The 21,281-nt window shown below is 67.8% G+C and carries 23 protein-coding genes; 14 read left to right on the top strand and 9 right to left on the bottom strand.

Features of this window, described 5'->3' with window-relative positions; genetic code table 11:
- The first annotated feature begins 5 nt into the window (after positions 1-5).
- From OHA70_RS10910 to argS, 3 genes are all read left to right on the top strand, one after another.
- The gene (locus OHA70_RS10910; protein ID WP_328331253.1) at positions 6-1,304 is read left to right on the top strand and encodes an ATP-grasp domain-containing protein; all 1,299 of its coding nucleotides are present in this window, start codon (positions 6-8) and stop codon (positions 1,302-1,304) included.
- Positions 1,305-1,313: 9 nt separating this feature from the next.
- A complete protein-coding gene (locus OHA70_RS10905) occupies positions 1,314-2,759 on the top strand; it encodes an AMP-binding protein (RefSeq protein WP_328331252.1) in 1,446 nt (481 codons plus the stop codon).
- A gap of 65 nt (positions 2,760-2,824) precedes the next feature.
- Complete coding sequence (gene argS / locus OHA70_RS10900) at positions 2,825-4,555, top strand: arginine--tRNA ligase (protein ID WP_328331250.1); 1,731 nt, start codon at positions 2,825-2,827, stop codon at positions 4,553-4,555.
- Here the strand turns inward: argS and OHA70_RS10895 are convergent.
- The gene (locus OHA70_RS10895; RefSeq protein ID WP_328331248.1) at positions 4,526-5,185 is read right to left on the bottom strand and encodes a MerR family transcriptional regulator; all 660 of its coding nucleotides are present in this window, start codon (positions 5,183-5,185) and stop codon (positions 4,526-4,528) included. The two genes, argS and OHA70_RS10895, sit on opposite strands and share 30 nt — an antisense overlap.
- A gap of 85 nt (positions 5,186-5,270) precedes the next feature.
- On the opposite strand from OHA70_RS10895, the gene OHA70_RS10890 reads away from it, so the two are divergent.
- Positions 5,271-5,678, top strand: coding sequence for a hypothetical protein (locus OHA70_RS10890; RefSeq protein ID WP_328331246.1), 408 nt, complete (start codon positions 5,271-5,273; stop codon positions 5,676-5,678).
- Here the strand turns inward: OHA70_RS10890 and OHA70_RS10885 are convergent.
- Positions 5,668-6,636 carry a helix-turn-helix transcriptional regulator gene (locus tag OHA70_RS10885; protein ID WP_328331244.1) on the bottom strand — a complete coding sequence of 323 codons (969 nt, stop codon included), beginning with the start codon at positions 6,634-6,636 and terminating at the stop codon, positions 5,668-5,670. The two genes, OHA70_RS10890 and OHA70_RS10885, sit on opposite strands and share 11 nt — an antisense overlap.
- Before the next feature lie 63 nt (positions 6,637-6,699).
- Here OHA70_RS10885 and OHA70_RS10880 point away from each other — a divergent pair, with 63 nt between their 5' ends.
- On the top strand, positions 6,700-8,016 hold the full coding sequence (locus tag OHA70_RS10880; RefSeq protein WP_328331242.1) for an FAD-binding oxidoreductase: 1,317 nt from the start codon (positions 6,700-6,702) through the stop codon (positions 8,014-8,016).
- 10 nt (positions 8,017-8,026) lie between these two features.
- On the opposite strand, the gene OHA70_RS10875 is transcribed toward OHA70_RS10880, so the two are convergent.
- From OHA70_RS10875 to OHA70_RS10850, 6 genes are all read right to left on the bottom strand, one after another.
- On the bottom strand, positions 8,027-8,422 hold the full coding sequence (locus OHA70_RS10875) for a RidA family protein (protein ID WP_328331240.1): 396 nt from the start codon (positions 8,420-8,422) through the stop codon (positions 8,027-8,029).
- 75 nt (positions 8,423-8,497) lie between these two features.
- Positions 8,498-9,406 (bottom strand): alpha/beta hydrolase, encoded by a 909-nt coding sequence (locus tag OHA70_RS10870; RefSeq protein WP_328331238.1) that lies wholly within the window; start codon positions 9,404-9,406, stop codon positions 8,498-8,500.
- An 84-nt stretch (positions 9,407-9,490) separates the two neighbouring features.
- Complete coding sequence (locus OHA70_RS10865; RefSeq protein ID WP_328331236.1) at positions 9,491-10,099, bottom strand: TetR/AcrR family transcriptional regulator; 609 nt, start codon at positions 10,097-10,099, stop codon at positions 9,491-9,493.
- Between the two features lie 70 nt (positions 10,100-10,169).
- Positions 10,170-10,610 carry a protein-tyrosine phosphatase family protein gene (locus tag OHA70_RS10860; RefSeq protein WP_328331234.1) on the bottom strand — a complete coding sequence of 147 codons (441 nt, stop codon included), beginning with the start codon at positions 10,608-10,610 and terminating at the stop codon, positions 10,170-10,172.
- A gap of 136 nt (positions 10,611-10,746) precedes the next feature.
- On the bottom strand, positions 10,747-11,823 hold the full coding sequence (locus OHA70_RS10855; RefSeq protein WP_328331232.1) for an ABC transporter ATP-binding protein: 1,077 nt from the start codon (positions 11,821-11,823) through the stop codon (positions 10,747-10,749).
- A gap of 74 nt (positions 11,824-11,897) precedes the next feature.
- Positions 11,898-12,797 (bottom strand): LysR family transcriptional regulator, encoded by a 900-nt coding sequence (locus tag OHA70_RS10850; RefSeq protein WP_328331230.1) that lies wholly within the window; start codon positions 12,795-12,797, stop codon positions 11,898-11,900.
- An 83-nt stretch (positions 12,798-12,880) separates the two neighbouring features.
- Between OHA70_RS10850 and OHA70_RS10845 the strand changes: the two genes are divergently transcribed.
- The 3 genes from OHA70_RS10845 to OHA70_RS10835 are packed head-to-tail and all read left to right on the top strand — an operon-like array spanning position 12,881 to position 15,803.
- The gene (locus tag OHA70_RS10845; protein ID WP_328331228.1) at positions 12,881-14,116 is read left to right on the top strand and encodes an MFS transporter; all 1,236 of its coding nucleotides are present in this window, start codon (positions 12,881-12,883) and stop codon (positions 14,114-14,116) included.
- 21 nt (positions 14,117-14,137) lie between these two features.
- Positions 14,138-14,848: a dienelactone hydrolase family protein gene (locus OHA70_RS10840; RefSeq protein WP_328331226.1), complete on the top strand. Its 711-nt coding sequence runs from the start codon at positions 14,138-14,140 to the stop codon at positions 14,846-14,848.
- A gap of 4 nt (positions 14,849-14,852) precedes the next feature.
- Positions 14,853-15,803, top strand: coding sequence for a hypothetical protein (locus OHA70_RS10835; RefSeq protein WP_328331224.1), 951 nt, complete (start codon positions 14,853-14,855; stop codon positions 15,801-15,803).
- Between the two features lie 3 nt (positions 15,804-15,806).
- Here the strand turns inward: OHA70_RS10835 and OHA70_RS10830 are convergent, their stop codons facing one another.
- Positions 15,807-16,748, bottom strand: coding sequence for an AraC family transcriptional regulator (locus tag OHA70_RS10830; RefSeq protein WP_328331222.1), 942 nt, complete (start codon positions 16,746-16,748; stop codon positions 15,807-15,809).
- Positions 16,749-16,841: 93 nt separating this feature from the next.
- On the opposite strand from OHA70_RS10830, the gene OHA70_RS10825 reads away from it, so the two are divergent.
- The 6 genes from OHA70_RS10825 to OHA70_RS10800 all read left to right on the top strand — a co-directional run bounded on the left by OHA70_RS10825 (position 16,842) and on the right by OHA70_RS10800 (position 21,264).
- Complete coding sequence (locus OHA70_RS10825) at positions 16,842-17,690, top strand: NAD(P)H-binding protein (RefSeq protein ID WP_328331220.1); 849 nt, start codon at positions 16,842-16,844, stop codon at positions 17,688-17,690.
- On the top strand, positions 17,687-18,223 hold the full coding sequence (locus OHA70_RS10820; RefSeq protein ID WP_328331218.1) for an anthrone oxygenase family protein: 537 nt from the start codon (positions 17,687-17,689) through the stop codon (positions 18,221-18,223). The genes OHA70_RS10825 and OHA70_RS10820 overlap by 4 nt, the downstream gene beginning before the upstream one ends.
- Positions 18,220-19,065, top strand: coding sequence for an alpha/beta fold hydrolase (locus OHA70_RS10815; protein ID WP_328331216.1), 846 nt, complete (start codon positions 18,220-18,222; stop codon positions 19,063-19,065). Before OHA70_RS10820 ends, OHA70_RS10815 begins: the two co-directional genes overlap by 4 nt.
- Before the next feature lie 9 nt (positions 19,066-19,074).
- Entirely contained in the window at positions 19,075-19,389 is a 315-nt protein-coding gene (locus tag OHA70_RS10810; RefSeq protein WP_328331214.1) for a hypothetical protein, read from the top strand.
- Positions 19,390-19,422: 33 nt separating this feature from the next.
- Complete coding sequence (locus tag OHA70_RS10805; RefSeq protein ID WP_328331212.1) at positions 19,423-19,863, top strand: SRPBCC family protein; 441 nt, start codon at positions 19,423-19,425, stop codon at positions 19,861-19,863.
- 99 nt (positions 19,864-19,962) lie between these two features.
- The gene (locus OHA70_RS10800) at positions 19,963-21,264 is read left to right on the top strand and encodes an erythromycin esterase family protein (protein WP_328331210.1); all 1,302 of its coding nucleotides are present in this window, start codon (positions 19,963-19,965) and stop codon (positions 21,262-21,264) included.
- The last annotated feature ends 17 nt before the right edge of the window (positions 21,265-21,281 follow it).

Here is a 21,281-nt window from a genome sequence, read left to right as displayed (position 1 = left end):
CGCTCTTGACGGCCCTGGATCCACCGACTGTCGCAGTCGTCCACGCGCCTTTCGCCGCAGCGAGCCTGCGCGAGATCCTGGTCGCTGCCGGCTCCGGCCCGCAGGTGATCCTGTTCTTCCGGGAGTGTGTGGCGGCGCGGAACCCCGGGCTCGTCGAGGTGTGCAAGCGGATGCTGCCTGTCCGGGTCGTGACAGACGATCCTCGCGACGTCGATCTGGCCGGGATCACGGCGGTGCTGACGTTCTCCGACCACGAACTCGAGTTTGCCGACCAGCTCACGGCCAGGCTGGCCGGCTCCGCTACCACCGGTACGCCGATCGCGGGAGCGGACGTCTGGTCAAAGAGTGCGCAACGCCGGACCCTGCGAGACACCGGACTGTCGAAGGTCACCGGTATCGAGGTCAGGACTCCGGCGGAGTTGATCGCCGGTGTCTCGATGGTCGGCCTTCCTGCCTTCCTCAAGCCGATCCGTGGTGCAGGCGGGGCGGGAGTCCTTCAACTGCGGACGGCCGATGAGGTGGAGGCGGCCGCCCGCGGGCTCGCCGGTGAAGCGCAGGTGCTCGAGCAGGCGATCCCGTTGTTGCCCAGCCACCCGAACGTTCCGTGGCTCGGCCCCCTCTTCTCCGTGGAGGTGAGCACGAACGCGCTGGGGGAACACACCGTCATGACCACCTTCGCCAAGGTCCCGATGCAGGAGGTGGTGGTGAGCGAAGGTTCGGACGGCGCGCTCCAGCGGACGGTACGAGTCTGCGGAGACGTCCATCCGGCGTTCCTGGACGACATCCAGCTGGCCGAGCTGCACGAGAGGTGTTGCCAGGCGCTGACCGCGCTGGGCGTACGCGGCCGGGTCACGCATACCGAGCTGCTCGCGACCGGCGACGGATTCGAGGTCGTCGAGGTGAACGGGCGGATGGGTGGCTTCCTGAATCGGCTGCTGGGCCACACGTCCGGGCTCGATCTGGTCCGGAGCGCCTTGGAGACGGCGGCGGGCAGACCGTTGTCGACCGCCGACGTGCCGACCGGATCCGTTGCCTTGGGCTACTTTCCCGGATTTCGCGACCTGCGGGGAACAGTCCGCGGCGGATTTCAGAAGGGCGAGCTGACCCAGCTCGCCGGAGTACGGTCCGTCGAGTGGGTCGCGGCTACCGGCGCCGCCAGATCCGATGGGGACGGACGCCTCTGCAACGTCGTGCTGTCGGCAGGCTCGGAGCCCGAGCTTCACGACGGCGCGGCTGCGGTCACGTCCCTGCTCGATGCGTCGTTCACCGCAGACGGCGGCCTGCCCGGCTTCGCGGACTCGTGAGGAGCTCCCGTGCACACCGCTGAGAACAACCAGATCATCAGTGCCCTCGAAGCTCATTGCTCGCGATCACCCGGCTCACTGGTACTCGAGGAGCCTGCCGGTCAGACCTGGTCGCACCAGCAGTTACTGGAGCGTGCGGACGCTCTTTCTCGCCGGCTCGGCGTACTCGGCGCGGTACCCGGGAATCGGATCATGGTGGACCTGCCACCGTCAGCGGATTTCGTCGTCGCGGTTCTCGCGGCATGGATGGCCGGCGCCTCCTACGTTCCCGTCACCTCATCGGATCCTCGTCCCCGCCTCGACCGGATCGCGCGGACCGCGGGGGCGAAGCTGGTCGTTCATCGTGGCGGTTGGACCCACCAGGCGGATGACGGCAAGGTCCAGGTGAGCGCCCTCGAGCCGGTCGCGGTCGATGAACGCCCGCAGTACGACGACGAGGCGTACGTGATCTTCACCTCGGGCTCGACAGGTGAGCCGAAGGGGGTCTCGGTCGGGCATCGCGCTCTCTACGGCTATCTCCGGGAAGCGGGGCGCCTTTATGCTCCAGCCGGGCCGGCAAGGTTTCCCTTCCAGCTCCCACCGACCTTCGATGCGGCCATCACTTCGTACCTACTGCCCCTCGTCCACGGTGGGGTCTGCGTTCCGCTGGCGGGGGCCAGGCCGGTAACCGCTCTGCTGAGCGACTTCTTTCGGGAGACGGAAAGTCCCGTTGTCCTGAAGACGACGCCAAGTCAGATCCAGCTGCTCGGCAGATTGCTGGAGCCGCGCACCGTACGGGCGCTGAGCGGATCCTTCGTCATCGGTGGTGAGGCGCTGTCCTACGAGCAGTGCGAGTGGCTGCGGGACGCGGAGGGAGTCACGCTGCACAACGAGTACGGCCCCACCGAGGCGACCGTGGGATGCATCATCCACTCCTTCCCGGCGACCCTGCGCGCGACCGGGCCGGTGCCGATCGGCCGGCCGCATGAAGGCATTCAGCTCGGCTTGGTCCCCACGGGCTCCGAGTTCGGCCTTTCCCTGTCAGGGGAGTGCCTCGCCAATGGGTATCTGGGCGACCGGCGCGGAGGGTTTCGCTACCAGGACGGCCTGCGTGTCTACGACACCGGCGACCTGGTATCGGTGAAAGACGGGCTCCTGTACTACGAGGGCCGAACCGACGATCAGGTGAAGATCGGCGGATACCGGGTCGAGCTGGGTGAAGTGGAGACTGCGTTGGCCTCGCTGGCACCGGGACGCCAGGTGGTCGCCGAGATCGTCGACGGGGTGCTGGTAGGCGGCGTGGTGGGCGGTGATGGCGAGGATTTCTCCGGCCTAGCCGCCGGGATTCGGCCCTTACTTCCACGGCACATGGTGCCGCGGGTGGTCCGGACGATCGGTGAGCTGCCGCTGACGAGCCATGGCAAGCTCGATCGGAGACGTCTCCGGGGACTGCTGCGGGAACTCGGCGAGAACTGAGCGCCGCATCGGGCTGAGCGGCCGGTGTCTGCGATCGCTGATCGGGCGGGGCCTAGGCTGTGGGCATGTTTTCGCCGTCGGCTGTGCTTGCGCCTCGAGTTTCCGTAGCGATCGAGGAAGCATTTGGGGCGGAGTTCAGGGGTGCGGATCCGGTGCTGCGGCCGAGCCAATTCGCCGATATCCAGGTGAATGCGGCGCTTGCGCTCTCGAAGCGGGTGGGGCTTCCGCCCAGGGAGGTCGCGGCGAGGCTGGTTGAGCGGCTTGAGTTGGGTGATGTCTGTGAGACGGTCGAGATCAGTGGGCCTGGGTTTCTCAATCTGACGCTGAAGGACGGCTGGGTCGCGGGGCAGGTCGCGGCGATGGCGGGTGACTCGAGGCTGGGCGTGCCGGTGCAGGAGGCGCAGCGGATTCCGATCGACTACTCGGCGCCGAACGTCGCCAAGGAGATGCACGTCGGGCATCTCCGGACCACGGTCGTCGGCGATGCGCTCGCCCGCACGCTCGAGCATCTGGGCCACGACGTCATCCGGCAGAACCACATCGGTGACTGGGGTACTCCGTTCGGCATGCTGATCGAGCACCTGCTGGACGTCGGCGAGGGGACCGACGAGGCCCGGCTGGTCGAGACCGACCCGAACGGCTTCTACCAGGCCGCCCGCGCCAAGTTCGACGCCGACGATCAGTTCGCGAACCGGGCGCGGGGCCGGGTCGTCGCACTCCAGGCCGGCGACGCCGAGACGCTGCGGCTGTGGGGCGAGCTGGTCGAGTTCTCCAAGCACTACTTCAACCGGATCTACACCCGGCTGGGCGTGACCCTGACCGACGCCGACCTGGCCGGCGAATCGACGTACAACGACCAGCTCGCGGCGATCTGCGACGAGCTCGAGGCCGCCGGGCTGGCGACCATGAGCGAAGGCGCACTGTGCGTGTTCCTCGACGGGTACACCGGCCGCGAGGGCAAGCCGGTGCCGTTGATCATCCGCAAGTCCGACGGCGGTTACGGCTACGCGACCACGGATCTCGCGACGATCAAGCATCGCGTGCAGGACCTGAAGGCCGATCGGATCGTCTACGTCATCGGCGCACCGCAGGCCCTGCACCTCAACATGGTCTGGGACACCGCCCGCAAGGCCGGCTGGCTGCCGGACACGGTGGTTCCTGTCCACACCCAGATCGGCAACGTGCTCGGCGAGGACCGGAAGATCCTGCGGACCCGGTCGGGTGCGCCCCTTCGCCTGCTGACGCTGCTCGACGAGGCGGTGGCCAAGGCGCGAGCGGTCATCGACGAAGCGCGGCCCGACCTCCCCGAGGAGACCCGCGCGACGATCGCGCCGCAGGTCGGCATCGGCGCGGTCAAGTACGCCGACCTGTCCGTCGCGCACGACAGTGAGTACGTCTTCGATCTGGAGCGGATGGTCGCCCTCACCGGCAACACCGGCCCGTACCTGCAGTACGCCGCAGCGCGGATCCGGTCGATCTTCCGCAACGCCGGACTCGAGCCGGCGGCGGCCACCAGCACGGTCGAGATCCAGGAGCAGGCCGAGCGGGCGCTCTGCCTCGCCCTGCTCGAGTTCGGCACCGTCGTCACCCAGGTCGGCGACGAGCTCGAGCCGCATCGGCTGTGCGCGTACCTCTTCCAGCTGGCCCAGGCGTTCTCCGCCTTCTACGAGAACTGCCCGGTCATCAAGGCCGAGCCGGCGCTCCGCGAGTCCCGGCTGGCTCTGTGCGTGCTGACCTTGCGGGTTCTCGAAGAAGGCCTTGGCCTGCTAGGTATCGAGGCTCCCGCGCGGATGTGACCAGCGTTTGGCGGAGATGGATTCGTGGGCCAGGAGGCGGAGGCTGGCGATGAGGGTTTCGCCGAGGATGGTGCCGAGGATGACGCCTTCGGCGATCTGGTCCGGGGTTGGGGTGGTGGGCGTGGAGGTCACGGCGGCCACCTCCAGGTCGGTGAAGGTTTCTACGGCGCCGGCGTAGGAGTCCAGGAAGCCGGCCAGGTGGCCTTGGCCGAGGGTGTTCAGGGCGGCGATCGTTTCGATCAAGGTGTTGAGGGCGGGAGCGTCGGGTTCCACCGACCAGCCGCGCGAGGTCAGTAGTTCCTCCACCTGAGTGGTGGCGGCCTCGCGGGCGGCTGGGGTTGAGGTGAGCTGGGGTTGGGGCGTGATCGCGCGGTGGGCGCGGCCGATTTTGTCGTGGAGGGGCATGGTGGGGGAGTCGAGGCCCTCCAGTACCTCCTTCACGCCGGCGACCGGTACGTGGGCGAGGTCGACCAGTGCGCGGATCAGGCGCAGCCGGTGCAGGTGGGAGTCGCCGTACGACGCCTGGTTGGGGCTGGTCAGCTCGCCGGGCGGCAGCAGGTTCTCGCGTAGGTAGTACTTGATCGTCGGCACCGGCACTCCGGAGATTCGACTCAACTCGGCGATCCGCATATTGCCTTGCCTTCCCCTGGACTGTGATGGATAGTAGCAGTATCCATAAACGGATACCGTCACTATCCATGCAAGGAGAAGGCCCATGCAGTTGAGCGACGCGTCCCGGATCATCGCCGGAGCGATCCTGCTCACCATCGTCACGATCCAGATCGGCGGCTGGTTCATGACCAAGATCGTCCGTGGCGACGTCCCGATGACCGACTTCCAGAAGTCGTTCGCGCGCGCCGGCCACGGCCATGCCGGCGTACTGGTGATCCTGAGCCTGGTCGGCCTCCTGTACGTCGACCAGACCGGCCTTCACGGCGTCTGGATCTGGCTCGGCCGGCTCGGCATCCCGGTCGCGGCAATCCTGATGTCCGGCGGCTTCTTCGCCTCATCGGCCGGCAAGGGCCTGACCAAGCCGAATCAGTTCATCTGGGTCCTCTGGCTGGGCGCGCTCTCCCTGGCGATCGGCGTGGTGACCCTTGGCCTGGGGCTGATCACGGCCTGACCAGGCGCGACCCGACCGTTCGCAACAACGCAGCGGCGTCCGGCGACGCGTCCAACGTGTAGTCGGCGCCCAGGGCAACTATCGCCGCGACGTACTGGACCAGGATCCCGGGGGAGTCGGCACTCAATCGGTACTCGCAACTGTCCGGCCCAAGCGGCGAGATCGTCCCGGGGGAGCCGTGGAAGAAACTCCCCCGTACCTGCTCGGCCGGCAGTTGTACGACCATCCGGACACTGTGCCGGTACGCCGCGCCCGCGAACGACTCGGCCAGGTACGACGCCGCGTCGGCCGCGGGCAGTTCGCGCGGGGTGAAGTGATGCCGGGTCGGCGCGAGCTCGCCGATCCGGTCCACCCGGAACGTACGCCAGTCCTCCCGCTCCGGATCGAAAGCGAGCAGGTACCACTGGCCGACCACCGAGACCAGTTGCGTCGGCTCAACCCGACGTCGGCTGTCCTCGCCGCGCCGACTTTTGTAGCTAAAGGCAACGATCTCCAGATCCCGGCAGCAAGCGGCCAGTACGGCGAGCAGCCCCGGATCAACCCGTGGAGCCCCTTCCCGCCCGACCACCTCCGCCGCCCCGACGGCCGCCACCGATGGTCGGAGCCGGGCCGGCAAGACCCGCTCGAGCTTGGCGAGTGCGCTCATCGAGCTGTCCGCGATCCCGGTGACTCCACTCGCGGCGGCGCCGGCCAATCCGATCGCCACGGCGACGGCTTCGTCGTCATCGAGTACCAGCGGCGGCACGTTCTTGCCTGATGCGAGCCGGTAGCCACCCGCAGTACCGGTTGTCCCTGTGACTGGGTAGTCGAGGGATCGAAGGCGCTCGACGTCGCGGCGTACGGTCCGATCGGTGACGCCCAGGCGCTCGGCCAGCTCGCTGCCGGACCACTCGCGGCGGCTCTGGAGTAGCGCGAGCAGCCGCAGCAATCGCCCGGGCAGATCCTTCCGCGTACTCACGAATCCCAGATTGGCATACCTTGCGGACAAGATGTGTCCGGAAGGGCTTCTAGCGTCGGTGACATGAATCAGCTCACCGGAAAGCACTGGACCTCAGACACTCCCGGGTACGAGGAGGAGCGGCTCGGCTTCCAGCGGCGCGACCCCCACCGGCCGGCGCACATCGTCGGCGCGACGACTCCCGAGGACGTGCAGCGCGCGGTCCGGTACGCCCGCGAGCACCATCTCGAGATCGCGGTCAAGGCAAGCGGGCACGGACACGGCGCTCCCCTCGACGGCGGGCTCCTGATCACGACCACCCGCCTCGATCGAGTGACCGTGGATCCGCAGAACCGGACCGCCTGGGTCCAAGCCGGAGCGACCTGGCAGCAGGTCATCGACGCGGCGGCCGCGCATGGTCTCGCGCCGTTGTCGGGCAGCTTCCCCGGCGTCACCGCGGTTCCGTACACGCTCGGTGGCGGCCTTGGCCTGATGGCCCGACGCTACGGCTACGCCGCCGACCACGTCCGCCGGATCGAGGTCGTCACCCCCGACGGCGAGCTCCGCAACGCCGAGGACGACCCCGACCTCTTCTGGGCCCTCCGCGGCGGAGGCGGCAACTTCGCCGTCGTCACCGCGATGGAGATCGACCTCTTCCCCGTCCCAACCCTCTACGGAGGCAGCCTGTACTACGACCTCGCGGCGACCCCCAACGTCCTAACAGCCTGGCGCGAGTGGACCCAGACTGTCCCCGACTCGGTCACCTCTGCCGTCGCCGTCCTCCCGCTCCCTGACATCAAGCAGATCCCCGCCGAACTCCGAGGCAAGTACATCGCCCAGATCCAGCTGAGCATCATCCCGGAGACCCTCGACTCTCCCGGGTTGGTCAGCAGCCTGCGCGACGTCTTGGGCGAGCCGCTCGTCGATACCGTGGGTGAGTTGCCGTTCACCGAGTCCGGGAAGATCTTCGACGAGCCTGGTCGGCCTGATGCGTTCAGTTCTCGGAATGTGTTGCTGAGTGAGCTTGACCCGGAGGCGCTCGCCACCATTCCGAAGCTGGCCGGTCCAGAGGCGCCGGTGATGTGTGTGGTTGGGATCAGGCACCTTGGGGGCGTGTTGGCGCACAAGCCGGTTGTCGAGAACGCTGTCGGGCACCGCGACGCGCAGTACTCGCTGACCGTGTTGTCACCAGGAGAGGACGACCTGCGAGCCCTCCACGACTCGATCCTCGCCCCGTGGGCCGAGTACGTCGTTGGGCGATCCCTCAACTTCAGCATGGGCCCACTTACCGACGGCGAACTCCAAGCAGCCTTCGAGCCCGCCGGCTATGAACGGCTCAAGTGGCTCCGTGGCGTCTACGACCCGGACGGCATGCTCCGCGCCAATCACCCGATCACCTGAGCAGGCGCCGTCACAGGGCTGCGGTGACGTCGATCTCGACGAGCTGGCCGGGGAAGCCGAGCTGGGCGACGCCGAGCAGCGTGCTCGCGCTGGTGAAAGCCGGCGCGAGCGGCGACTCGTTGAGCTGGGTCCACACCGCGCTGAGTTCCTCGCGGACCGGGCTGGCCACATAGATCACCGTCCGCACGACATCTGCCGGACCAGCGCCGGCTGCGTCGAGGGCGAGCAGGATGTTCTGGATCACCTGGTCGGTCTGCCCGGCCAAGCCGCCCTCAGCCAGTTCGCCCGACGTCAGCAGCGGGCACTGCCCGGCCAACATGACCAAGGAGTCGGCGCGGACCTTTGTCACATGGTGGTAGCCGGGAGTCGCATGCAGGGACGGGGGATTGACTCGCTCGATAGTCACTCCCGGAAGCAAACGCGACCGACCGCCCGCCGTCAAACGGATATCCCGTGTTCCAGGAACCTCACGCACCCACCATCAGCGCCGGCTCGGGTCGGCCGACTGGGCGACGAGATGCTTTGTCAGGAAGGTGATCTCAGCCTCGACTACGACCTCGTGCTCCTCGAGGAAGGGCGCATAGTGCCCGCCGGGCACTCTCAACAGCTCTGCGCCAGGTGCTTGGGTCGCAGCGTCGACAGAAGGTTGGGCCAGCGCCGTCTGATCTTGGTCGGCGACAACGACGAGCAGCGGTACCTTCACCCGCGAGGCAGCTCGGCCGGGGCGATACATGGTGATTCGCAGGGCTGACCGCGCGGCGACTGCCTGGATCCACTCGCTGTATTTGTTGCCCGGGTTAAGTGCTTCGTTCGTCTGCAGCGAGTCCGGCGTCGTCAGCAACGCGACAGTGCCGGGCAACCCGACCAACGGAACGAGCAGCGGCGGCCGCCCGACCAGACTGCCGATGGCGTCCAGCACCGCACGTCCGGCGAACCGCAGCATCGCCAACGGCTTCTGATGCTGGGCCGCGTTGCGAGAGGCAGCAGGCCCGTCCGCGTTGGGTGTCTGCGCGATCGCCGCGGCCAACTGCGGATTCCGCGCGGCGATCGGGAAGATGTAGCCGCCCGACAACGAGAACGACCAGATCGCGACCTTCTCCACGCCCGGCCGCTCAGCAGCGTACGAGATCGCAGCCTGCCAGTCGGCCAACTGCTCACCGACCCGCGCGACCTGCCGCGGCCCGCCACCACTCTCCCCGAACCGCCGGTAGTCGAAGGCCAGTACGCCGAAGCCGGCGCGCTGGAATCGCTCGGCGAACAGATCCGTCCCCGGTTCCTTCGTCACCCCGAAGCCACCGGCCATCACCACACATCCGCCGTTGCTCCCCGGGTAGTACCAGGCAACACACTCCGCGTCCCCGCTGAAGAACCGCACTGACTCGCGTTCCATGACGCACCCCACCTCTGGCGAAATTCTCCGATGCCAAAAGTGAACCACGCGGTTCGCAAACTGTCGAGAGGCTAGTCGAGTGGGTTAGGAGGCGGCCTCCTCGTGGTCGAGCGCGCGGCTCAACGCGGCGAAGCCGGACTCGATCCCGGGGCCGTCGCCACTCGTCCGCCACTCGATCAGGAATCCACGCAGCACGGCCAGGATGAACTCGGACACCTCGTGCTTACGCGCGTCCGGCCAGTGATCCGGGCAGATCGAGATCAGCGCGGGCAGGTAGCGCACCGATGCGGTCCGGGCGAGTTCGGCGTACCGGACGGAGTCGTACATCGCCAGACCGATCGCCTGGTCCAGTACCCACGACTCGTCCCCGACGAGGACCGGCCACATCGCCCGGACCCGGTCGGCCAGCGTCGAGCCGGCCATGCCCGCGGCGACCAGGCTGCGGTCGATCCGCCGTTCGCGCAGTTGGAGCACGGCCTGGGTGAGCAAGTCCTCGGGCCCGTCGAAGTAGTAGAGCAGCACCTTGTGCGTAGTACCGGCGGCCCGGGCGGCCCGCCGGAGCGAGAAGTCCACCAGCCCGTTGGCCCCGACCTCGTCGGTGACGCGCTCTAGCAGTTCGCGCCGCCGCGCCTCACCACGCGCCGACCCGGCCGAGCGCCGATAACCCGCCTTCTCCGGAGCAACCTCATCCATCTGCGTGACAGTAACCAATCTCACCGTTATGAACGACTTGGGCGAGTTTCACCAGCCTCGGCGCCCCGGATCAAGAGTCACTCGCCGCCCGGAAACGCCTGACATAACGCTTCTGCCAAAGGGTTTCCACCGCCTTGGCGTGATAGTTCGCCCGCACATAGGCCACGGCATCGGCCGGCGAGACCCCATCGAGCACCGCCAAGCAGGCCAGCGCAGTACCGGTTCGTCCGCGCCCGCCTTCGCAGGCAACCTCGACCCGCTCGTCGCCTGCCCTCGCCAGCACCCCCACCAACGCGTCCCGCGCATCGCGGTCGTCAGCAGGCAACCTGAAGTCCGGCCACCGCACCCATCGAGACTCCCACTCGACCTCAGGCGGCTGCTTCCCCAGCAAATACACCCCGTACTCCGGCAGCGCCCCGCCAGGTACCCCGTCGCGCAGCCCACGCCCGCGCACCAACCGCCCGGACGGCAACCGCATCACCCCGGCCCCGCCCTCCTCCCACATCCCCATCCCCCGACGCTAGCCCCTCGGCCACCCCCCGCGCCCATTTGAGGGGATAACCCCGCATTGCGGGGGTTGCCCCCTCGGGATCCGGTCAGGCAACCCACCATTTGAGGGGATAACCCCTCAAATGGTGGGGCGGGGGTCAAGCGGTGATGCGGAGTTCGGTGGATGTGGAGAAGAGGTGGAGCTTCTCCGGCTGCGGGGCGAGGTGGACGATGGCGCCCTTGTCGCTGTGCAGGCGGGTGCCGACGCGGGCGATGATCTGCTGGTCGTCGGTGTGGACCGCGCTGCCGTACAGGTAGGCGTCGGAGCCGAGTTCCTCGACCACTGAGACCTTCACGGCCAGCCCCTCGTCGGCCAGGTGGAACGACTCCGGGCGGATGCCGAGCATGATCGTCTTGTCGTCGCCGGCCTTGGCGAGCAGGTCGCGGGCGATCGGTACCAGGTAGTCGCCGATCTTCGCGCCGCCGTCGACGATCTCGGCCTCGATCAGGTTCATCGCCGGAGAGCCGATGAAGCCCGCGACGAAGAGGTTCTTCGGGGTGTCGTACAGGTTCAGCGGAGTGTCGACCTGCTGGAGCTGACCGTCCTTCAGGACCGCCACCCGGTCGCCCATCGTCATCGCCTCGATCTGGTCGTGCGTGACGTAGACCGTGGTGACGCCCAGTCGGTGCTGCAGTTCGGCGATCTGGGTACGGGTCTGCACGCGGAGCTTGGCGTCGAGGTTCGACAACGGCTCGTCCATCAGGAACACCTGGGGGTCACGCACGATCGCGCGACCCATCGCGACCCGCTGGCGCTGGCCACCGGACAGTGCCTTCGGCTTGCGGTCGAGGTACTCCTCGAGGCCGAGCAGCTTGGCCGCCTCGGCGACCCGCTTCGCCCGCTCCTCCTTGTGGATGCCCTGCATCTTCAGCGCGAACCCCATGTTGTCGGCAACCGACATATGCGGGTAGAGCGCGTAGTTCTGGAACACCATCGCGATGTCCCGGTCCTTCGGCGGGCTGTTGGTGACGTCGCGGTCGCCGATGTAGATGGAGCCCTCGTTGACCTCTTCGAGGCCCGCGAGCATCCGGAGCGCGGTCGACTTACCGGAGCCGGACGGCCCGACCAGTACGACGAACTCGCCGTCCTGGATGTCCAGGTCGAGCCGGTCGACGGCCGCGATCTCGGTGCCCGGATAGACCCGGGTCGCTCCCTTGAACGACACAGTTGCCATGTCGCTGACTTCCTTTCCTTCGCCGGCAGGAACGTGCCGGACGATCCGTAGCAAAGGCCCCCAGGAGTGGGTGTCTACGGCAAGGATACGTCGCGTTGGTGATGTATCAACAAAGCCAGAAGGGCCGTCACCGCACGGCTCGGACGCTTGCCGCTCAAGGTGATCGCCGACAGCGTCCAGGTCAGCTCCGCGTCCGCCAACCGCAGCCGGATCACGCCCGCCGTCTCCTCCAGATCCATCTCCGGTACGACGGCAACCCCCAACCCAGCCCGCACGTAATCCGGCACAGTGGTCAGATCCGGTACCTCCACCTGGACCCGCCGAGGAATGCCGGCGGCGTCGAAAGCCCGATCCACCGTCGTCCGATTCCCGAACCCCCGCAGCATGTCCACAAACCGCTCACCCGCCAGCTCCGCCAACCGGACCTCACCACCCCCAGCCAGCCGATGCGACGAAGGCACCAGTACTACGAACCGCACCGTCGCCAGCTCGCGAGGCTCCAGCCCCGTCATCTCCGCCGCGCCCAACCCGACCAGGGCCACATCGAGCCGCCCGTGCCGTACGTCATCAGCCAGCCCGCTCGACCCGGTCGGCGAAGTCGTCACCTGGACGTCGACCAGGGGATACCGCTGATAGAACTCACCGAGCAAGGAGGCCAGATCGACCAGCCCGAGCCTCGTCATCGTCCCGATCCGCACACTTCCACGCAGCCCGGTCGACGCCTCCTCGACCACGGCGCGCGCCCGGTCCAACGCCTCCAGGGCGGCCTTCGCCTCAGGCAACAGCGCCTCGCCGGTATCCGACAGCGTCACCCGCCGGGTCGACCGGTCGAACAGCGTCGTCTTCAGGTCCGTCTCCAGCGCGCGGATCGCGGCCGAGACGGTCGACTGGACGGTGAAGAGCCGCTGCGCCGCCCGGGTGAAGCTCAATTCCTCGGCCACGGCGACGAAGTACTCGAGCTGTCTGCTGTCCACAGCCCCAATTATCGACAGCGTCGATAAGACAGTGCAAGAAGATTCGTTGGAATGAATAGATCAACCAGCGCATTCTAGGAAACATGACAACTCTTTCCGGCTCCCGCTCGCTCGACCAGGCCGGTCCGCGCGTCGGGTTCGCGCACAGCGCCGGCTTCTGGATGATCGCCGTCGCCTTCCTGACCACGATGGCGTTCTCTACGGTTCCGACGCCGCTCTACGCCATCTACCAGCGCCGGGATGGCTTCCCGACCTTCCTGATCACGGTCATCTTCGCCGCCTACGCAGTGGGCGTGATGGTCAGCCTGTACCTCGCCGGCCACGTCAGCGACTGGCTCGGCCGTCGCCGGATCGCGCTCCTCGCGGTACTGACCGAGGCGCTGGCCGCTGTGGTCTTCCTGCTCTGGCAGGACGTGCCCGGGCTGCTGCTCGCGCGGTTCATCAGCGGTGTCGGCGTCGGTGTGCTGACGGCGACAGCGACGGCTCACCTGTCCGAATTGCGTCGGATCTCGCGGCCGGACGAGGACCCGAGTCACTCCGCGCTGATCTCCTCGATGGTGAACCTGGGTGGGCTCGCCTTCGGTCCGCTCGTCGGCGGGCTGCTCGCGGAGTACGGATCGAAGCCGCTGGATCGTCCGTACGAGCTGTTCCTGGTGCTGTTGCTGCTGAGCGCCGTCGGCATCGCGCTGGTGCCCGAGACCGTCGAGCGGCTGGAGGAGCGTCCGGCGTACCGGCCGCAGCGGGTTGCGTTGCCGAGTGCTACCAAGCCGCAGTTCTTCGCCAGCGCGGTCGGAGCCTTCGCGGCGTTCGCGATCTTCGGGCTGTTCACCTCGCTCGCGCCGACGTTCCTGGCCGGCACGCTGCACCACACCTCGCGTCTGCTCGCCGGCGTCGTGACGTTTGCGGTCTTCGTCGCGGGCGCGGCCAGTCAGGTCGTCTTCGTACGGTTCAGCCGTCCGCAGCAACTCCGACTCGGCCTGGTCTTGATGTCAGTCGGCCTCGTCGGGGTCGCAGTCGGCGGCTTGCTTCCCAACCTGTGGCTGTTCGTCGTCGGCGGCGTGGTCGCCGGTGCGGGCGTCGGCCTGGTCTTCCGTGGCGCCGTCGCAACCGCGGCATCGCTGGCTGATGCCGGTTCGCGCGGTGAGGTGCTCGCGGCGCTCTTCCTGATCGCGTACGCCGGACTCGCGCTCCCGGTCCTCGCAGTCGGCGTCGGCGTCGCGCTGCTCCCGGACCAGCTCGCCCTGCTGATCTTCTCCGCGATCATCTTCGTCCTCGTCAACGTGGCCGGCCAGCGGATGCTGAAGGCCAACCGCGCCTGATCTTCGGTTAGCCTCCGACGCGTGGACATTGATGCGGGTCAGGTACAGGTCGGAGAGCTGGGTGCGTACCTCGCCCGGCCGGTGGGAGTGCCGGCCGGGCCGGGGATGTTGCTGCTGCCGATGATCACGGGGATCGGCGAGCAGCTCCGGGCGTGGGCGGAGGAGCTGGCGGGGCGGGGGATCACCGCGCTGGTCTGGGATCCGTTCAAGGGCCGGAGTACCGACAACTCGACGATCGACGAGCTGGCAGGCCTGCTCAGCGGACTGGACGACGACACCGTCCTCGCCGAGCAGGTCGCGCTGCTGGACCACCTCTACGGCGAACTTGCCTGCACCAAGGTTGGGTCGGTCGGCTGGTGTCTCGGCGGCCGCTTCGTTTTATTGCTGGGGGCAAGGGATCACCGGCTCGCGAACGTGGTGGCGTTCCATCCGACGGTCCCCTCGGAGCTCCGGCCGAACCACTCGTACGACGCGATCGCGGACTCCATCGGGATCACCGCGCCGGTGCTGATCGCCTATCCGGGAGCCGACGCCGCAGTACCGGTCGCAGACTTCGAGGCATTGCAGACAGCGTTGCAGAGCCGGGACACCGGGGCGACGATCACCCAGTTCTACCCCGGTGCCGAGCACGGCTATACCGACCGCTCGCGTCAGGAGAAGCAGGTGAATGCCGACGCCTACCGGCTCTCGTGGCCGCAGGCGCTCGCGTTCATCGACGCCACCACCGCCTGAGCCCGTGGCGCAGGGGTACAGCCGCAATCCTGCGCTGAGCCGCCGGATGAACCGCTTCTTCCGGCGGCTCGCCCCGACCGCGGACCTGGTCGCCAAGGAGTACGCGAAGCGATTCATCACCGGCCCGGATGGGCTCCGCTGGCGGCAGGGCGAGCGGTTCGCCGTCTCCGTCGTACCGGCCGTCGACGAGCCCTGGATGCTCGAACGGACCCGTCTGATCGTCGACACCTTGGTGCTGCCCGACCATCGGCCGGGGTCCTTTCATCCGCTGATGGTGTCGAGCAGCAACCAGGCGCCGCTGGACGACCCGATGACGCACGAACCCGAACGCCGGCGCAACTACACCGAGATGCAGCTCGGCATCCACACCCCGGACCTGACCGCGCTCGGCGACCGCATCCGCACCGCGGAACCCTTGCTGCGCGCGGGAATCATCCACCTGATCCCCAACTACGCCGACCGCTCGACAACCTACGCGGACCACCGTAAGGCCGACCGCACCGACCCGAGCCCACGCGTACTGGCTACCACCTTTGTCCTGGCCGACCGGCTCTTCGTCGACGCCGGACCGGTGCCACCTGAGAGCTGGGCGGTCAAACATCTGCTCACCACGCAGGTCCCGTACGCCGAAGCCGTACAGCCACTCGAATTCGACCAAGCCCTCCAGACCGGCTGGCCAGGCTTCGACTCCTACCGCCGACAGTTGCGGACGGCGTACGGGAAACCGTCGAAGCTCCCTGCCCTGCTCACCGCCGCCGAGCCCGTACTCCGCTCCGCCTTCCCTGGCCGGGTGAAGACCGTAGAAGCCACCCTGGTGAGCGTCGACCACGGCGCCTTCGCCAACGCCTACCTGCCGTCACGCACCACCGGCGACCTCTGGGACCGCATCGCCGAACCACCCGTCTTCGAGCCGTACCTCCCCACCACCGACCTCGCCTGGATCCTCAACCGGTGAGCATCAGGCTGCAGTGCTCGCCCGACGGTGTGCGGTCGGACTCGTGCCACGCACCCGCTTGAACGCGACGCTCAGCGCGAACGCGTTGGCATACCCGACCTTCCGCGCGATCGCCTCGACCGTGTCAGTCGTCTCACGCAACATGTCGGCAGCCAGCGCGATCCGCCACCCCGTCAGATAAGCCATCGGCGCCTCACCAACCAGCCCACTGAACCTCCGCGCCAGACTCGCCCGAGACACCCCCGTCCGATCGGCCAGCTCGACGACACTCCACGGATAAGCCGGCTCCTCGTGCAGCAACCGCAACGCCAGCCCGACCACCGGGTCACTCTGCGCCTGGTACCAACCCGGCGCATGCGACTCGGGCCGAGCGAACCACGCGCGCAAGGTGGTGATCAACGCAAGGTCCAGCCACCGATCGAGCACGGACTGCTGACCCGGCTCGTCTCGCTGGATCTCGCCGAGCACCAGGTCCATCACATGACCCGCGACCTCCGCAGCCGGCACCACCAGTACCGGCGGAAGCGCGGCCAGCAGCCGTCGCCCGACATCGCCCTCGAACTCGTACGTGCCGCTGACCACCATCGCCTCGCCGTCCGGGCGACCGCCATGGGTCCGGACGCCGAGCCGCGCACTGTAGTCGATAGGGGCCCCAGGCAACGGTTCGCAGATGCCGCCGGGGTGGATCCGCAGGTTCGGCTCGGTGTCCGGCTGGTCGGCCACGACGTACGGCTCGGGACCGGACAGTACGGCGACGTCGCGTTCCTCCATCCGGACCGGCGGCTGGCCGTCCCGGAGGATCCACGCGGAGCCGCGGACCAGAGTGGCGAGCGCGAGCGGCGCCTCGTCGATGATGTGCAGACCCCAGGGCGGATCCAGGATCGTCAGATTGAACACGCCACCGCGTGCGCGGGTGCCGGCGAGCAGATCATCGAGGACGTCCATATCCGGCAGCCTACCCCTGAAGTGAGACTCTGAGACATCGAATTGCGCCAGACAACCATGGTTTGTCTCACTCGGTCGCGATGAACTTAAGCCATGACAACAACCACACCGTTCCTGATCATCGGCGGCAAGGGCAAGACCGGCCGCCGCGTCGCAGAGCAACTGGACGCCCGCGGCGTCTCCTACCGACTGGCCTCCCGGTCGAGCGAGCAGCGCTTCGACTGGTACGACGAGAGCACCTGGTCGCCCACGATCGCCGGCGTCGACACGGCGTACCTCGCACCGCCGGTCGGCCCGACCGGACTCGCCCAGGCCGGCAAGTTCATCCAGCAGGCGGCGGCCGAAGGGCTGCGCCGGGTGGTGCTGCTGTCCGGACGCGGTGTCGGCAGCCCCGGCCGTGACTTCGCGGTCTACGAGAGCAGCGTCGAGCTGGAGAACTCGGTCCGGGCCAGCGGCGCCGACTGGACCATCGTCCGGCCCGCCTGGTTCGCGCAGAACTTCAGCGAGGACTTCCTGTTCGACTACGTGGCCGGCGGCGAGATCCGGGTGGCGGCCGGGGACGGCAGCGAGGCCTGGATCGACACAAACGATGTCGGTGACGTCATGGCGGCCGCGCTGCTCGACGAGCGGCACACCGGTGAGAGCTACTCGCTGTCCGGGCCGCGCACGCTGACGATGGCCGAGGTCGCCGCCGAGCTGTCGACGGTCACCGGTCGGCCGGTCAAGTACGTCGATCTCGAACCCGAGGAATTCGTCGCGGAGCTGGTCAGCTACGGCCAGCCGCTGGAAGACGCGGAGGCCGTTCGCGATCTGTTCGCGGTGATCCGCCACCACCGGTCGGAGTACGTGTCGGAGGGCGTCCAGCAGGTCCTCGGCCGGGCTCCTCGCGACTTCGCCGACTGGGCGCGCGAGACGGCGAAGACCGGGGTGTGGTCCGCATGAACCTCACCAAGATCCTTACTCTCACTGCCCTTGTCGGCAGCGCGTTGATGGCCGGGGTGTTCTTCGCCTTCGGTACCGCCGTGATGAGCTCGCTGCAGCGGATGCCGGCCGGCCAAGGCGCGACCGCGATGAACCTGATCAACGGCAGGATCCAGAACCCGCTCTTCCTGCTGATCTTCTGCGGTACCGCGCTGGTCTGCGTCGCACTCGCGATCATCGCCCTCGTCAAGAACACCCCGGGCAAGTGGTGGATGCTGGCCGGCGCCGCCCTCTACTTGGTCGGCGTGATCGTGCTCAGCTTCGCCGTCAACATCCCGCTCAACGACCAGCTCGCCGCCGTCGACCCGCACTCCGCGGCCGGTACTGCGGAATGGCTGAACTACCTGTCCAAGTGGAACCCCAGCAACAACCTCCGCGCCATCACCAGCACCCTCGCCGTCATCGCCTTCGCCCTGGCCCTCCACGCCGGGAACTCAACCCAGACAGGAACCCAGCGTCCGGCGGCCCCTTTCACAACTACTGTCGGAGCATGACGAGCCTGCTCCCCGTGAACGGCGTCGAGTTGTGCATCGACACCTTCGGATCCCCCGCGGACCCAGCGATCCTGCTGATCCACGGGGGTTCCGCGTCGATGGACCACTGGGAGCCGGAGTTCTGCGAACGCCTCGCCGCCGGTCCGCGGTACGTCATCCGCTACGACCATCGCGACACCGGCCAGTCGACCACGTACGAGCCGGGCAACCCGAAGTACACGGGAGCAGATCTGGTCGCCGACCCGCTCGGGATCCTCGACGCACTGAAGATCGACAAGGCACACCTGGTCGGCCTTTCGATGGGCGGCGCGATCGTGCAGCAGCTCGCCGTCGAGCACCCGGAGCGCGTCGCCTCGATGACCGTCGCGGCGACCAGCCCCAGCGGCGTTTCGGATCCGGACCTCCCGCCGCCGACCGAGAAGCTCAGCGCCAGCTTCTCCGAGGAAGCACCCCCGATCGACTGGTCGGACACCGAGGCGGCCCTCGACCGACTCATCGAGGACGACCGCCTGTACGCCGGCACCCTCCCGTACGACGAACCGGCCCGGCGCGCCCTCTACGCCCACGCCTTCGCCCGCAGCATCAACCCGGCCTCGGCCACAAACCACTGGGCGGTCGCCCCCAGCGGCGCGCTCCGCGGCTACCTCGCCGGCATCGCAGTACCGGCTCTAGTCCTCCATGGCACCGAGGACCCCCTCTTCCCACCGGCCCACGGCGAAGCCATCGCCCGCGAGATCCCCAACGCCCGCCTGGTCCTCCTCGAAGGCGCCGGCCACGAAATCCCCAGACCCACCTGGGACACCGCCATCCCCGAAATCCTCGCCATCACAGCAGCCAAGTAGGTTTCGCCCGTGGAACCGATGGTGTTCGAGCACAATGACGTCTACCTGCACGTCGAGCACGGGATCCTTGAGCTGTTCCGGCGGAACCGGATCATCGGGTCGTACCGGACGCCGGTGAAGTGGGCGAAGGTCCGGGTCGAGGTACGGAAGAAAGGGCTGAGCCGCCTGTACTTCGGCAACGTCGAGCAACTGGACGATCCGCTCTACGCGAGCGCGCCCGGTCAACTGCTCGCGATGGTCGAGATCCAGACCGCCGACGAACCGCTGTACCGGGCCTTCTTCACGGAGTTGGCTCGCCGGTCGGATCGTCGGGTCGGCGCATAACTTCGGGTTGGCCGGGCCGGTAGCGTGGCGAGCGTGATCACCATCGAGCGCGTTGTCACTGTGGAGAAGTCCGTCGAGAGTGTTTTCGCCTACCTGTCCGACTTCGAGACGACCACCGAGTGGGACCCCGGGACGGTGTCGACGGTGAAGCTGGACGGCGACGGCGGGCCCGGTACGAAGTACCGGAACAAGTCCTCGTTCGCCGGCCGGGAGACCGAGCTCGAGTACGTCGTGCAGCAACGGGAAGCTGGTCGCGTCTTCCAGCTGCGCGGGGAGAACAAGACGGTCACCGCGCTCGACACGATGACGTTCCGCGCGACCGACGGCGGCGGCACCGAGGTGACGTACCGCGCCGAGTTCGAGTTCAAGGGCGTCACCCGCCTGATCGAGCCCCTCTTCAAGACCCAGTTCAAGAAGCTCGGCGACGAGGCCGAGGCCGGGATGCGGACCGCGTTGGAGAAGCTCGAAGGGTAGAGCCTGCGTCACCCCGGTTGGGGTGGCTGCTGGATGGGCTGGGGGAGTGCCGGCGGACAGGGTTGGAAGTACTTGATTCCGACTCTCCGGAGGACCTTGATGAAGCGGCTCCTGGCGGTCCCCGCCCTGCTCCTCGCGGCGGCGCTGCCTATGTCTAGTGCGATTGCTGCCCCACCGAACCCTGTGCCTGCGCTGACTGCGGCGGCGCATCCGATTCGTAGTACCGACGCTGACAGCAGTCTGCGTGACCTGCGACCGCTGGCCGCGATGGTGGGCAGCGCACGGGTCGTCGGGGTGGGCGAGGCGACCCACAGTTCGAGCGAGTTGTTCACGCTCAAGCACAAGATCTTCCGCGAGCTGGTGGAGAAGAAGGGTTTCACCACCTTCGCGCTCGAAGCGTCGTGGAGTACCGGGCTCGACCTCGACCGATACATCGTCAGCGGGGTCGGCGATCCGCGCGAGATCATGCGGCGCGACTTCCAGGGTTCGTACAAGTTCTGGAACGCGCAGGAGTACCTCGACCTGTTCGAGTGGATGCGCTCCTACAACCGCACCCACGCCCGCAAGCTGCACTTCGTCGGCGATGACCTCGGCTATGCCAGCCCCGCCCTGCTCGACCGTGTCATCAACTACGTCGGCAAGACCAACCCGGCAAGGCTTCCCGAGATCAAGAGCCTGTACGCCGGTATCCGCTCCGACGCCGAATACGCGGCCTGGAGCGAGGCATACCTCACCAAGCCGCTCGCCGACCGGGTCCACCTCGAGGCAGCGGCGCGGCGGGCCGTAGTACTGGTGGAGTCGTTGCCGCCGAGCCCCGAGCGGACCTGGGCGGCGCAGCATGCGCGGGCGATCTGGCAGGTCGCGAAGTTCTTCTCGTTCGACGTCACGGACCCGAAGGTGTTGCCGAAGGCGATGTACTTCCGCGACCAGTCGATGGCGGCCAACACCGCCTGGTGGGCGCGCACGACGGGCGCGAAGGTGATGTTGTCGGCGCACAACGGGCACGTCGCGCTCGAGACAGGATCGCCGGCGGACTACCCGAAGGCCCAGGGCACGTTCCTGCGTGAGCAGCTCGGGCGCGACTACCTGACCATCGGGACGTCCTTCGACCACGGGTCGTTCAACTCGCAGGACATCTCCAACGGAGAGCTGAAGACCTTCACGCTCCCGCCTGCGGCGCCGGGCAACAACGAGTACACGCTCGACAAGGTCCCGTACCGCGACTACCTGGTCGACCTGCGGCGCTTGCCGGCCAGTACTCGCGCCTGGCTCGACGTACGCCGTCCGACCCGCGACATCGGCACCGGCTACCCGACGCCCGACCTGCCGATCCGGCTCGGCCCGAGCTACGACATCCTCATCCACCTCAACCAGGTCACCGCCGCGCATCTGCGCTTCTGACCACGTTGAAGAACCCG

The organism is Kribbella sp. NBC_00382 (assembly GCF_036067295.1).
GTDB lineage: Bacteria > Actinomycetota > Actinomycetes > Propionibacteriales > Kribbellaceae > Kribbella.
Note: the sequence above shows the minus strand (reverse complement) of the source record. Positions and strands in the feature narration are given on the sequence as shown.